A 13451-nucleotide genomic window follows, 5' to 3' on the forward strand; every position below is an offset into this window, starting at 1 on the left:
TTGCTATCTGTCCCAGGCGCTCTTCGGCTTTGCCGTTCAGTTTTTTCCACGAACTCTCCTGACACTTGGCATGTCCGCGCCCAGCAGTATCGAAGCGTTTAAAGCGTCGCTTTTCTGGAACGTTTTGCAATTTTCCCTTGCTATCTTCGGAACAGGACTAGCGTTCCTGGTATTGACTGCCGCACTGACCGACGTCGTCCATGACCTTCGAAGAGAACGTGACAGTGATCCGCTAACCGGCGCTTTGAACCGGCGCGGTTTTGAAGAGCGGATGGGGCATCTTCTGCGCAGAAGGTCAATTGTCACCATCAGCGCAATTGTCTGTGCCGTGGACCATTTTAAGAGCGTCAATGATCGCTTCGGTCATAGCGCCGGCGATCAGGTCCTGCAGCGCTTCGCCGAGCTTCTTAAAGCCAGTGTGCGAGAAGAAGATCTGCTCGTTCGAACCGGCGGCGAAGAATTCACGATTGTTCTTCCGAATGCGATCGAGGACGACGCCGCGGGAATTGCCGAGTATATTCGTGCCCAGTTGCAAGCCATGCCCTTTGAATTCCAACGCGGAACCCGTGTGGTGACGGCGAGCTTCGGAATAGCGCAACTGATGGCTGAAGAAGATTTTGAAGCCATGATAGCAAGGGCCGACGCGAGGCTTTATGAGGCGAAGACCGGCGGGCGAAACAAAGTGGTAAGCGCCAAGAGCGGGACCTCAAGTGCCGCTTCGCTTGCAGATGACCAGGTGCGCAATTTGCGTAGCTTATTGGCATGAGCGGCGACACTGCCGGTCAGCGTCAGAGCCAATCGGCAGAACGTGTGCCCTGCACCAAACGTAACGCGAGATTTCGACGACGATGGATAGTCGAAGACCGAACCCGCCAAGCCGCCATGTGAGAGATTATTGCTCGAGGCCCGAGGAAATCCTGAGCCTCGAGGGGCTCGCATTAACTGCCAGCAGGTGCCAATTTGACCTCCCACCCACGATAGGAGGGCTCGTCCGTCGGCGCGATTTCGGTCGCGAGCAGGACATAGCACTGAGGGCAAAAGACTTGGCGTAGTCCGATTGGCCTGTCGGTGAAATGCGATGCAGGCGCCCGCACTCCCGGCCCGGCGGCTTGAGAGGGTTGCTCGCGGCGCGTGGCGGTGGCGAAAGGATCGCCTGGCTGCGTTCCCAGTTCATTATCGCAATGGACGCAGACGACAGTTCCGTCCTCCTGCAGCATGACATTGTCATTGATCTTCATCGCTTCACTCCGCTGCTTGGTCCGGGACCGGCTCGCCTACACGTTCGCACCGGACCCGGGTGCGGTGGCGGCGGGTTGCCGGTTCGTTTGCGCTACCATCCGCATTCAGCAAAACGCCATAGATGTCGTTCGCCGCTTCTACAGAAACTTTGCGCGCCTCCACATCGCGTGCGACGACGACCGGATCGCGCAGCAGGGGATCGCCATAGCCGCCACCGCCCTGCCAATGAGTGTAGTAAACGTCATGCTCACCGAGATTTGTTTCAAGATGGGATTCCAGGATATCCTCCGTGCCACCGATTTGCTCCAGTGTCGCGGGTATCCTGCCAGCGGCGAAGAGCTCCGCGATACGCGCATTGCGTTTGAGGACGTCATATTGGGTACCGGCTGGGTAGCCACCGCTGCTTCCCGTTGCCTGTGGCAGTGCCTTCCCAGTCGCGGAAACTACGAGATGAACACCGCCGATCGGTGAATCGTGCGCAATGAAGCAGCTGGAGCCACCCATGCCACCGCGAAAACGGCCTGGTCCGCCCGAGTCGGTCTCCTCCCGTCGCCAAAGGTAGAGCATCGGGAAGCTGAATTCATTGATCTCGACGTCAGCAACACGCCCCATCGGAATACAGTTGAGCCCCCCTGTGTCGACGCCATCCTGATCGACACGCGCACCTAGGCCGCCTGCCATAGAATCGCAGATCATCGTCACGAAAGGATTGCCACGCTGGTCCAGACCGGCAAGGAGTGCAAGGTCCCAGGTGCCGCAACACACGCACATCAACGACTTGCGGTGTTCGGGGTGAACGTCGAGCATCCCCGCGACGCATTCCGAGACCACGTTCTGTGTCGCCCACGCCGAGGCGACCGAGGCTTTGCCGATGCCAGCGGGGAAGTTGCAGTTGTTAATCGTTCCAGGTTCGCTCACGATGTCTATGCATCGATAGAGGCCGCCGGGCGACCAGGGGATATCACCGCAAAGCATAGTCAGCACGATCGGCATGATGCCGCCGCGCAGGCCCGCGAACGTGCAGTTGGCAAAGCCTTCCGTTTCCTTGTCCGTGCCAGTGAAGTCGAATTTCAGCCGGTCCCCCTGCTTTGTCATGGTCAGAAGAATTTTGTAGATGTTGCGGTCGCTGTGACGGAACGAGTCTTGGTGGGCGACGCCGCTCCAGACGCCGTCCGGAAGGGTCTGCAGTTTGGCGCGGAGGCGGGCCTCGGAATCATTCATCATTCGCTTCATGACAGCTTTGAGCGTAGTCGCACCATACTTCGCGATGAGGGCGGCAAGCCGTTCCTGTGCGATATTGTTGGCCCCGATCTTAGCTCGCAGATCGAGTGCGATGAGGCGGGGGACGCGCGAGCGGCGCAGGTACATATCCTCGATATCGGGGCGGATGCTGCCGCCCTCTACGATCTTCACCGGCGGGATCGGCGTGGATTCCCAAAAGACGTCGCGGCCTTCCACCGACCAACTTCCCGGCGACACACCGCCGAGATCGACCTGGTGGCAAACGACAGCCGTCCACGCGAAAACCTCACCGTCATGAATAAGCGGCGCAAAGACGGTCACATCGTTCTGATGAAGCCCCCCGCCGACCCAAGGATCGTTGCAGAGGAACATGTCGCCCGCTTGAAAGCCGGGCTGTTTCGATCGATTTTCCAATGTCCATTTAACGGCCATGTCGACCGATGCGGCAAGCTGCGTATTGTAGAGGCCTACTACGACAGAATCCCCGCATTCGTCCAGAATCGTTGCGCCGAAGTCGTTGCAATCTGTTACCACGACAGAGCCAGACATGCGTTTGAGGCCGTCCCCCATTTCCTCCGTGACGGCGGCGAGACGGTGGCGGATCACCTCGTAGGTCAACGGATCGACCGCATCGATGTCCTTGTCTGAAACACTGTGGAGCCTAGCATCGGATGCGAGTTCCTTGGTCTTGTCGGTTGCCTTCGGGTGATATGCGAAGCGTTCCGACCCTGCGATTTGAATAAGTGGCATGGTTTCTCCTCCCTCAGCCGTGATCGGCAACGCGAATGATGAGATTACCGAATTCGTCCACCACACCACCGAATCCCTGCGGCAGCGCGACAGTCGTGGTCGGCGTTTCGATCACGGCCGGTCCCGACAGTTTAGATCCGGCACCCAGAGCGCGATAATCGTATATCTTGGTGTCCTGCCACCCCTTCCGCGTATCGAGGAATACCTTACGGACTGATGACGGATCCGGATTGGCTAACGACGTCTGGTGAACGGCAAGGTCACCGCGAATGGGTAAGACGCCAATGGCGCGCACGCGGTAAGTGATGATCTGCAGACCCGCGTCGCTGAAACCTGACCCCTTGCCGTAGATGCGCTCATAAAGGTGTTCGAAGCTTCTGCCGATCTCGGCGATCCCTGTCTCGTTGAGTGAGCCGGCAGGCACGGGCGTCGTAACTTCCGCCATCTGCATAGTGTAGCGCAACTCGGCCTCGCGTTCGTATACCACGTTAGCGAAGCGTAGTTTCTGCTGTACCAGGCGCTCGGCAAGTTCCGTCTCGAGCTTTGTGAAATTCTCATTCAATTTCGCAGGATCGACCGGGAAATTGCTCGGATCCGACATTTCCGCAGTGAGCACGATGTCGGAAGAGGCAAGGCCATAGGCCGAAAATACGGCAGCCGTCGAGCCCAGCGGTACGACAACTTCCGAAACACCGAGGTCAGCCGAATAGTTGACGGCGTGAACCGGACCGGCTCCTCCGAAGGAATAGAGCACAAAATCGCGGGGATCATGGCCACCATTGACTACAACGCTGCGCACAAGATCAGCCGTCTGGGCGTTCTGGATGGCGTAGATGGCGGCGGCGCCTTCTTCGACGGTCAAGCCGAGCGGGTCTGCAATTTTGGTGCGGATGGCCTCGGCCGCTAGGTCCTTGGAAAGCTTCTTGCGGCCGCCGAGAAAATTGTCACCGTTGATAATGCCGAGCACGAGGTCGGCGTCGGTTACGGTCGGCTCGACGCCGCCCTCACCGTAGCAGACCGGGCCTGGCCGTGCACCGGCGCTACGCGGACCGACGCGTAGATTGCCGCCGCCGTCGATCCAGGCGATCGCTCCGCCCCCTGCACCGATGGTGCGAACGTCGACCATGGCCGTGTTGATCTGGTGCTGGTGCAGAACCGTGGTCGTCGTTGTGCTGGGCTTGCCGTCGCGAACTAGCCCAACAAGGAAAGTGGTTCCGCCCATGTCGGTGGAGATAATGTTCTTGTGCCCGAGCCGTTCTGCAAGACGTAGGCAACCAATAATGCCACCAGTGAGAACCGAACCCAGCGTGCTGACGGCATGCTTAGGCGCATCCGCCGCCTGGACGCACCCACCGGACCCCTGCATGATGAGCAGCGAGCCATCGAATTTCTTGGCGCGCAATTCTTCTTCGAGCGGTGTCAGGTATCTCTTCAGCACCGGACCAATCTGGGTGTTGATAATGGTGGTGGCGCTGCGGGTATATTCACGAATCCGCGGGCTCGTCTCGTGTGAGAGGGCAACATAGAGTTCCGGGGCTTCCTCCTGAATAATCTCGCGAATGCGCTGCTCATGGACAGGATTGCGAAACGCCCAGAGCAGGGAGACCGCAATAGCCCTTACCCCATCGTCGTGAAGTTTCCTAACCGCATCTCGTACGCCCTTTTCGTCGAGCGGAACGATGACAGCGCCTTTGTGATCAATACGCTCGTCGATCTCAATCACATCCCGGTGCGGGACGAGGGGTGCCGGTTTGTTGGTGCGGGCAATATTCTGCACGGCGCTCGGATCGAGGCCCGCATACCGACCTTCGAGGTTCATGATACGGATGGAATCCGCATGTCCGCGGGTGGTCAAGAAACCGACGCGGTCCACGTCGCCCGTAACGACAGCGTTCAAAGTGGAAGTCGTGCCGTGGACAATATATTCCGTTTTCGAGAGCAGCTCCTCCACGCTGGCACCGATAGTGTTGGCGAGTTCGGCCAACACGTTGATGAAGCCGCGCGAGAAATCGGGCGGTGTCGAATGCGCCTTGGCCGATACCAGGACGCCCTCAGTGCTAGCCAGGAAGCCGTCGGTAAATGTGCCGCCGGTATCCACGCCGATTACGTAAGTCATAACTCCTCCTCCATTGTTCTCCTCAACGCACCGCCGCACCCGCGAGGCGGTCCGCTCGCGTGGTGTTCGTCGCGTGAAATAGTCTTGTGGAAGCGCTCCATCCGAAGGCTGTCCACCCTCCTCTACCGCGCGCCGAAAGGCGGGCAGAAATTTCCTCTCCAATGTAGACAGTATACTTATAGTCCGTATACGGTCAATATGCAAATCCCATTTCTGATCTTAAATTGGCGCGTCATTTTGGTTCTCTGACATCATCAACACGTAAATCCAGCTGCTCATCGCTTCGCGAGCATGATGTTGATCGTCTTCGTCTCCGCGTAGCTCAGCATTTCCTCAATCCCCTCCTCTCGCTCAACGCCAGAACTCTTCATTCCGCCAAACGGAACGCCGATAAAATGGGCTGACGATCCGTTGATCCAGGTGTGGCCAGAGCGAATCCTGCGCACCATTTTCAAGGCGTCGTTGATATTGTTGGTCCAGATGGCGGCGGTCAGGCCATATTCCGTCCCGTTGGCCTTCTCTACCGCCTCTTCAAACGTAGTCCATTTTCCGACCGACAAAATCGGCCCAAATACTTCCTCCCTCCAAACCCTCATATCGGGCTCGACGTCGGCGTAGACAGTCGGCTCAACCCAGAAGCCTTTCGCGAACATTTCGCCGTCAGGGCGTTTGCCGCCGGTCATCAAGCGGGTCCCCTCGGCCGTGGCGCTGGCGAAGAACGAGAGTACCTTCTCCAACTGGGACCGCGAATTGAGGGGTCCCATGCCGGTTTCAGGCAATTGTGGAAGACCTACGCGGATTGCCTGGACCTTCTCGACGACACGCGCCAGTACCTCCTCATAGATATCCGTGTGAACGAGAAGTCGGCTGGTGGAACCGCACGATTGTCCCTGCCATGCGAAATTCATTCCACGTACGGCGGCGTCTGCGATCTCGCCCGGATCGACATCCGGGAAAGCCACGAACGGGTTCTTGCCGCCCAATTCGAGGCTAATATGCTTGACAGCAACGTCCGCGGCGGCGCGTTGGATCGCGCGGCCGGTCTGCGGCGAACCGATGAACGCTATACGCTTGATCAGCGGATGCTGGACGATGGCATTTCCGACTGTCCTGCCGTCACCGGTAACAATATTAAAGACGCCCGGCGGCAAGGCGTCCCTGGCTATTTCCGACAAAATCATGGCGGAGAGAGGACTTGTCTCTGGAGGCTTGACGATAACGGCGTTACCCGCCGCCAACGCCGCCGCCGTTCGTGCCACCGCGAACATCAAAGGATGGTTGAAGGGAGCGATGCGCGCTACAACGCCATAAGGCTCGCGTATCGTCATGTGAATATTTTCATGCGTCGAGGGAATCGTCTGTCCCTTCATTTCATGAGTAATGCCCGCATAATAATCGAGACTGTCTACAGCGAAGCCCACATCGCCGCGCATGGGCGTGATGGTATTGCCGGTGTCGGCGACTTCCACCCGCAGAATTTCCTCCGAGCGGGAAAGCAGCGCCTGACCGAAATCGCGCATCGCGCGGCCGCGAGCAAGCGGGGTCAACGCGAACCAATCCGGCCAAGCAGCATCCGCCGCCTTGACGGCACGGTCGACATCATCGGCTGTGCCGCGTGGCACCCGGCCGATGACCTCCTCCGTCGCGGGACTGACGGACAAATCGAATTCGCCGCTGCGCGCGTGAACGAGTTCTCCGCCGATCAGCATGCGGTCCGCCTGGGTAACGTAATTCATCGGATAAAGCTCCTCCTGTTGGCAACCCGTGACCGGGTCGGCACTTCCCTCTAAAGAGCCGCCTTGGCGCCTTGCCCGCTACCGCTTCACTCCCCATGGCAGCCGCCGGCGGTCTCACCATTTCAATATTGACAGTATACTTACTATCAGTTAACTGTCAAGTATCCGGTGCCAGCCCCCGCCCTTGTGTCGCGAGCAGCCTGTTCGCCGTCAATAAAGGACGGCGGCCGGATTTCTGGGCAAGATCGCAGCGGCTTACATTCAATTCGAGGAATGGAGGAGAGAGGGAAATGCAGGAAAAAATTGTCATAGCCGGAGCCGGGATCGGGGGACTTGCGGCTGCACTGGGCCTGGCGCAGAAAGGATATGCGACGATCGTCCTGGAACGCGCGCCAGTCCTTGGTGAAATCGGCGCGGGCATCCAGCTTGGCCCGAACGCTTTCCATTCCTTCGACTATCTGGGTGTCGGCGATGCGATGCGCAAACTCGCCGTCTATATCGATCGGCTGCGCTTGATGGACGCGCTGAGCGCGGAGGAGATCGCGTCCATCGACTTGACCGGGCCGTTCCAGTGCCGCTTTGGCAATCCCTATGCCGTTATCCACCGCGGCGACATGCATGGCGTTCTGGTCAATGCCTGCCGTGCGCATCCGCTCATCGATCTGCGTACGGGCTGCACCGTCGTCGCATACGAAGAGAGCGAAACCGCGGTTGCTGCCGTTCTCGACACTGGCGAGCGCATTCCGGGACGACTCTTAATCGGAGCCGATGGTCTGTGGTCGAACATCCGCGCTCAACTCGTTGGAGACGGCAATCCGCGAGTTACAGGACACACCACCTACAGAAGCGTCATCCCCACGGAGGAGATGCCGGCGGATTTACGTTGGAATGCGGCGACGCTTTGGGCTGGTCCCAAATGTCATATCGTCCATTATCCGTTGTCCGACTGGAAGAGTTTCAATCTGGTCGTAACCTACCATAACGACGCTCCCGAACCGGTCGCTGGCAAGCCAGTCAGCAAAGACGAGGTTCTCGCTGGTTTCGACCACGTCCACCCGCGAGCCCAGGACATCATCCGTCATGGTAAGGACTGGAAGCTTTGGGTTCTATGCGACCGCGATCCCACAGACAACTGGACAAAGGGAAGGGTTGTTCTCCTGGGCGATGCAGCCCATCCCACGCTCCAATACATGGCGCAAGGAGCCTGCATGGCGTTGGAGGATGCCGTCTGCTTGTCTCATGAGGTCGGCGACCATCCTGACGACGTGTGGACCGCTCTTGATTCCTACCAGCGTCAACGTCTGTCGCGCACTGCGCGAATTCAGTTGATGTCGCGCGCGGTCGGTGACCATATCTACCATCCCGCAGGCGTTCACGCGAAGTTGCGCAACGAGATTATGTCTTCGAAATCGCAGGAACAATGGTACGACCATCTGCAGTGGCTCTACGGTAGCAACGGCCTTGGGACAAGCGCCCCCGGCGCCATCCCTGTCAGCAACATTTAAGGAACGATCCGATGTGTCTCGATAACTCCCCTGACCGTGACGATGCGGGCGTGTTGGTTGATAATGCCGCAAAGGAAGGTGCCCGCCCCTCGCCGTCGCTTATCGAAGACTTGGTCAATGCTAATCACATCCTGTTCGATCAAGGTGTAGTGGACGCGTTTGGCCATGTCAGCGTGCGACATGACTCCAGACCTGACCGGTTTCTCCTCGCCCGCAATATGGCGCCTGGGCGCGTTACCGCGGACGATATCGTCGAATTCGCGCTCGACGGCGAGGCTGTAAACGCGAACGGGCGCCGAGTCTATCTGGAACGCTTCATTCACGGCGAAATCTATCGCCGGCGTCCCGATGTCTTGGCCGTGGTCCACAGCCATTCCCACTCGATCGTGCCCCTTAGCGTTTCGAAGACCATGCGGCTGAGAGCTCTGTTCCACATGGCTGGCTTTATCGGGCAGGAGGCGCCGGTGTTTGAGATCCGGGAAGTTGGGGGCGATTGCACCGATCTGCTTATCAGCAACAATGCACTCGGCCAGGCCCTTGCCGAAAAATTCGATACCAGCGATATCGTTCTGATGCGCGGCCACGGCTCGACTGTCGTCGCCCCCACGCTCAAGCAGGCTGTCTACCGGGCGATCTATTCCGAGATTAACGCGCGCTACCAGCTTGAGGCTACCCGCCTCGGCGACGTAGTCTATCTCACAGAAGAAGAAGGACGGACCGCTGCGCAGAATGTCGAAGCGCAGGTTCATCGCCCCTGGGACCTCTGGGTCGAACAGGCACAGGCGCGTCGGAGCAAAACTTAGCCGCACTGTGGGAGGCGGCTTCAAAAGGAGCCGCATCCATCTCGCCGCTGGTGATGCCCCTCTTTGATTTGTCAGGCCGATGATTTAACTATCGCCGGGAGAAAATCAGGTGGCATTTCAATGACAGAACTCTCCAGTATGCCCGGACATTTGTTCCGCCGGGTGCAACAAATTTCAACCGGCATCTTTGCTGACGAATGCGACGGCTTCAATCTGACATCCGTGCAATTCGCAGCGCTGTTCACCATACGCGCCAATCCAGGTCTTGACGCAACGCGGCTGTCAAGTCTGATCGCTTTCGATCGCTCCACCATCGGAGACGTGCTTGAACGTCTCGAAGCGAAAAAATGGATCCGCCGAAGGCCAAGCGCGCAAGATAAGCGCGTGAAGCTGGTCTATCTTGCTTCGGAAGGCGAGAAACTCCTCCAGGCGGTCGAGCCGGCCGTCGAGCGCGTGCAGCAACGCCTGCTTGCCCCCCTTTCGCCGGAAAGCCGCGAAACCATGATGCGGCTCCTTACGGAACTGGTCAGCCTCCATAGCGACCCGCCCGCCTGAATGTCGGTCGCGATCCGACGAGAATAGACCGGATGGATATTGACAGTATACTTATCAACCGTATACTTACTAATTGGGAGGTTGTGGAACGGCGAGTGCGCTTACGGCGCCAGATCCTCGCCCGCAGACTTCCATACATCACGGGACGGGAAAGAGGTCGGCGCTCCAAACGGGGCGTTCGGCTTTCAGGGAGGTACGACAATGGCGACCCGAGCGCTTAATATTTCACGTATCATAGACGAACGACCTTTCAGCAGATTGCAGCTCATGGTCGTCGCCTTTTGCGGCCTTATAAATTTCTTCGATGGGATGGATACGCAGTCGATCGGTGTTGCGGCACCGTTCATCGCCAAATCCCTTGGCCTGGCCATTCCCCAGCTCGGTCCAGTCTTTTCAGCCGGCCTACTCGGCGCGGTAATCGGCGCCATAGGCTTCGGCGCAGTCGCCGACAGATTCGGTCGCAAGCGCCTCTTGGTTCTGGCGTCACTCCTTATTGGCGTGTTCACTCTATTGACTGCACTTGCCGGGACGTTTGAGACCCTATTGTTGTGCCGCTTCCTCGCCGGCATCGGCCTTGGCGGTGCAACGCCATGCTTCATTTCGCTTACAGCGGAATATACGCCAAATCGTTACCGGGCGAGTTGCGTCACACTGATGTGGTCATCCTTCCCGCTTGGCGCCATGGTCGGTGCATTCGTGAACTCGCGTCTGATCGAGCATTTCGGCTGGCAGGCGATCTTTTTTATCGGCGGCCTGCTGCCGGTGTTCACCACCGTCGCGCTTGCGATCTGGCTGCCCGAATCGCTTAGGTTCCTGATCATCCGCAAAGACGATACGGCTGCCGCGCATCGTATCTTGCGACGCATGGGCGTTCCTGCGCTTCCGGCCGGTATGCCGATGACTACCGATGGTGACGAGACCGAACGTGCCTCGTTCGGTGCCGTCTTCCGTGACGGCCGCACGTTCGGCACATTTCTGCTCTGGGTTCCCATGTTCGCCGGTTTCGGCATCCTCACTCTCGTTGTCTTGTGGACACCTTCTCTTATGGGAATGAACGGTGTCACGCCGGCCGACGCTGCCTTCGTCGTCGCCTTCAATGGGCTCGGAGCCTTCTTCGGCCAAGCAGTCGCAGGCCGTTGCATAGAACGCTTCGGCGTCGTGCCCACGATGGCGCCAGCCTTCGTGTTGGGGGCAGTGGCGACCGTCGGCCTCGGATACAGCGTAGCTTCTATACCCCTCGCGTCCCTGAGCATCGGCCTTATCGGCCTTTTCCTCGGTATCGGGACGGCCGGGGCCATCGCGCTTGCTGCTGAGATTTACCCGACCTCGATCCGGGCGACGGGCGTAGGCCTTAGCATGGCCGCCGGCCGGTTCGGGCAGGTATGCGCGCCCTATGTCGTTGGCCAAACCCTTGCTGCAGGAGTATTGCCGAGCCAAATCATGTTCGGTGCAGGTGGTGCGGCGCTGGTCGGCGGTGGTTTTATTCTTCTGTTCAAGATTTGGCTGTCCCGGCGACCGTCTGCGCCGACACTTGACGCCAAGGCGGTGTCCTGACCATGGCCAACAATGCATCCATCCAGGACGCCGGCACCTACGACTTCGTCATTGTCGGCGGCGGGTCGGCCGGCTGCGTGCTGGCCAATCGATTGACGGAGAGTGGCGTGAGCGTACTGCTACTCGAAGCGGGAAAATGGGATCGTGACCCCCTTATCCACATTCCAGTGGGAATCGGCAAAATCTTTCCCGAACGCCTGCACGACTGGGGCTATTTCATGGAACCGGATCCCGGCATCGACGGACGCGGGATCGAGTGTGCGCGCGGCCGCGTGATCGGCGGTTCTTCGTCCATCAACATCATGGCTTACGTACGCGGCCATCGCGAGGACTATGACCGCTGGGCGCGATCTGGCCTCGACGGATGGTCCTATGCCGATGTGTTGCCCTACTTCCGTCGCTCGGAAACCTGGGAAGGCGGCGTCGATGCGTTTCGCGGCGGAGCAGGACCGCTGCACGTGCAGCGCACCCGCTACCGGGACGGCATCCTCGGTGATTTCATCGAAGCGGGCCGCCAAGCCGGCTACCCCGTGACGGCGGACTATAACGGCGCTCACCAGGAAGGTTTTGATTATATCCAGGAAACCATCCATGGCGGGCGGAGGAACAGTGCTGCCACCGCCTATCTTCGGCCGGCGATGCGCCGACCAAACCTGCGCATCATCGTCGGGGCTCGCGCTGACCGCATTGAAATGACGGAGGGCCGCGCGACCGGCGTCCACTTCACCGAGGCTGGACGCCGGCAGCTTGCCCATGCTCGGCGGGAGATCCTGCTTACGTCTGGGGTCATCAATTCGCCAAAGCTTTTGATGCTCTCTGGCATCGGCGACCCCAAACAGCTAACCGCCAATGGCATTGGAGTCGAGCTCGCCAACCCCCATGTCGGTGGCAACCTGCGCGACCATCTCTCTGTCATGGCAAGCTATCGCCGCAAGAGCCCAAGCTGGTTTCAGCAGCAGATGCGCTACGATCGATTGGCAGTTGCCATGCTGAAATCCTTACTCCGTATGGACGGTTTTGCATCCGATGTGCCGATCGGCGTCACGGCTTTTCTCAAGACCCGGCAAGGACTAGCGGCGCCGGACGTTCAATTCCTCTTCCTCGCCGCGCCCTTTCCCGCCCGTCCTTACCTACCGCCCTTCACGCGTCCTTTCGCGGATGGATTTGGTTGCCGGGTCGCGCTCCTGCGACCGGAAAGCACCGGCTCGGTCATACTCGCGTCGGCCGATCCCGATGTTAAGCCAAAGATTATTCCGAATTTCCTATCCAGTGAACGAGATCGCGAAACCCTGCGCGAGGGCCTGCGTATACTGCGTAGCACGATGAGGCAGCCGGCGATGGCAAACCATATTTTGCAGGAGAATGCTCCGGGCACAGCCGTCGAGGACGATGAGGCGCTCGACGCCTTCATTCGGGCAACATCAGTGACGGTCCATCATCCGGCCTGCACCTGCCGGATGGGGAGCGCCACGGATTCGCGGCGCGTCGTGGACGAGGCACTTCGGGTCGTAGGCACCGAGGGGTTGCGCGTAGTCGATGCATCGGTGATGCCGGACCTCGTCGGCGGTAATATCAATGCCGTTGTGATGATGATTGCCGAAAAAGCTTCAGACATGATCCTCGGCAAGGCGCCCCTTCCCCGCGCCGATGTTGCGGCTTGATCCAACAGGGGGATCCAGATTGAATAGGAGCAGGGCGCCAAGTCCGGTCCGGCACTGTCCTTGAAGCGCCATGAAAGCCCGTGGTGCGCGTCAGTCAGCGCACCACGGGCTTTCAGTCTTCGTCGCTGGATAAGCGCGGCGGAGATTGGCTCTGTTGATGGCATGGATTGAGCGCAGACAATTTGCAGCGAGATTTTTGATGAGCGATTTCAAGTGGCGCCATTTTCAGGGTGAGATTATCTTTTGGGCAGTCCGCTGGTACTGCCGCTACCGTGTCAGTTACCGCGATC

At 59.0% G+C, this 13451-nt stretch carries 10 protein-coding genes and 1 pseudogene; 7 read left to right on the forward strand and 4 right to left on the reverse strand.

Annotation, left to right across the window (positions count from 1 at the left end; translation table 11 throughout):
* Positions 1-70 precede the first annotated feature (70 nt).
* Complete coding sequence (locus HGP12_RS27770; protein ID WP_168879871.1) at positions 71-766, forward strand: GGDEF domain-containing protein; 696 nt, start codon at positions 71-73, stop codon at positions 764-766.
* 172 nt (positions 767-938) lie between these two features.
* Here the strand turns inward: HGP12_RS27770 and HGP12_RS27775 are convergent, their stop codons facing one another.
* The 4 genes from HGP12_RS27775 to HGP12_RS27790 form a co-directional block, all read right to left on the reverse strand.
* A complete protein-coding gene (locus HGP12_RS27775; RefSeq protein WP_168879872.1) occupies positions 939-1238 on the reverse strand; it encodes a hypothetical protein in 300 nt (99 codons plus the stop codon).
* Between the two features lie 4 nt (positions 1239-1242).
* Entirely contained in the window at positions 1243-3297 is a 2055-nt protein-coding gene (locus tag HGP12_RS27780; RefSeq protein ID WP_205926675.1) for a hydantoinase B/oxoprolinase family protein, read from the reverse strand.
* Entirely contained in the window at positions 3245-5347 is a 2103-nt protein-coding gene (locus HGP12_RS27785; protein WP_168879873.1) for a hydantoinase/oxoprolinase family protein, read from the reverse strand. Before HGP12_RS27785 ends, HGP12_RS27780 begins: the two co-directional genes overlap by 53 nt.
* 275 nt (positions 5348-5622) lie before the next feature.
* Positions 5623-7056: an aldehyde dehydrogenase family protein gene (locus HGP12_RS27790; protein ID WP_205926676.1), complete on the reverse strand. Its 1434-nt coding sequence runs from the start codon at positions 7054-7056 to the stop codon at positions 5623-5625.
* A 317-nt stretch (positions 7057-7373) separates the two neighbouring features.
* Here HGP12_RS27790 and HGP12_RS27795 point away from each other — a divergent pair, with 317 nt between their 5' ends.
* The 6 genes and pseudogenes from HGP12_RS27795 to HGP12_RS27820 form a co-directional block, all read left to right on the forward strand.
* Positions 7374-8588 (forward strand): 3-hydroxybenzoate 6-monooxygenase, encoded by a 1215-nt coding sequence (locus HGP12_RS27795; protein ID WP_168879875.1) that lies wholly within the window; start codon positions 7374-7376, stop codon positions 8586-8588.
* Positions 8589-8599: 11 nt separating this feature from the next.
* A complete protein-coding gene (locus tag HGP12_RS27800) occupies positions 8600-9391 on the forward strand; it encodes a class II aldolase/adducin family protein (protein ID WP_168879876.1) in 792 nt (263 codons plus the stop codon).
* A gap of 63 nt (positions 9392-9454) precedes the next feature.
* A complete protein-coding gene (locus HGP12_RS27805) occupies positions 9455-9946 on the forward strand; it encodes a MarR family winged helix-turn-helix transcriptional regulator (protein WP_409527236.1) in 492 nt (163 codons plus the stop codon).
* A gap of 201 nt (positions 9947-10147) precedes the next feature.
* Positions 10148-11500: an MFS transporter gene (locus HGP12_RS27810; protein ID WP_168879877.1), complete on the forward strand. Its 1353-nt coding sequence runs from the start codon at positions 10148-10150 to the stop codon at positions 11498-11500.
* A gap of 2 nt (positions 11501-11502) precedes the next feature.
* Positions 11503-13161, forward strand: a complete 1659-nt coding sequence (locus tag HGP12_RS27815; RefSeq protein ID WP_205926677.1) for a GMC family oxidoreductase — start codon at positions 11503-11505, stop codon at positions 13159-13161.
* A gap of 199 nt (positions 13162-13360) precedes the next feature.
* Positions 13361-13451 (forward strand): annotated as a pseudogene (locus HGP12_RS27820) (IS6 family transposase); the annotation flags it as partial.

The sequence above is a fragment of the Rhizobium sp. P28RR-XV genome (assembly GCF_012641385.1).
Lineage (GTDB): Bacteria > Pseudomonadota > Alphaproteobacteria > Rhizobiales > Rhizobiaceae > Rhizobium.

What these genes read in the sequence shown, in the direction of transcription:
- HGP12_RS27770 (WP_168879871.1), top strand. Translation starts at nt 71, where the DNA reads ATGTCCGCGCCCAGCAGTATCGAAGCGTTTAAAGCGTCGCTTTTCTGG.
- HGP12_RS27775 (WP_168879872.1), bottom strand. Translation starts at nt 1,238, where the DNA reads ATGAAGATCAATGACAATGTCATGCTGCAGGAGGACGGAACTGTCGTC.
- HGP12_RS27785 (WP_168879873.1), bottom strand. Translation starts at nt 5,347, where the DNA reads ATGACTTACGTAATCGGCGTGGATACCGGCGGCACATTTACCGACGGC.
- HGP12_RS27790 (WP_205926676.1), bottom strand. Translation starts at nt 7,056, where the DNA reads ATGCTGATCGGCGGAGAACTCGTTCACGCGCGCAGCGGCGAATTCGAT.
- HGP12_RS27795 (WP_168879875.1), top strand. Translation starts at nt 7,374, where the DNA reads ATGCAGGAAAAAATTGTCATAGCCGGAGCCGGGATCGGGGGACTTGCG.
- HGP12_RS27800 (WP_168879876.1), top strand. Translation starts at nt 8,600, where the DNA reads ATGTGTCTCGATAACTCCCCTGACCGTGACGATGCGGGCGTGTTGGTT.
- HGP12_RS27810 (WP_168879877.1), top strand. Translation starts at nt 10,148, where the DNA reads ATGGCGACCCGAGCGCTTAATATTTCACGTATCATAGACGAACGACCT.
- HGP12_RS27815 (WP_205926677.1), top strand. Translation starts at nt 11,503, where the DNA reads ATGGCCAACAATGCATCCATCCAGGACGCCGGCACCTACGACTTCGTC.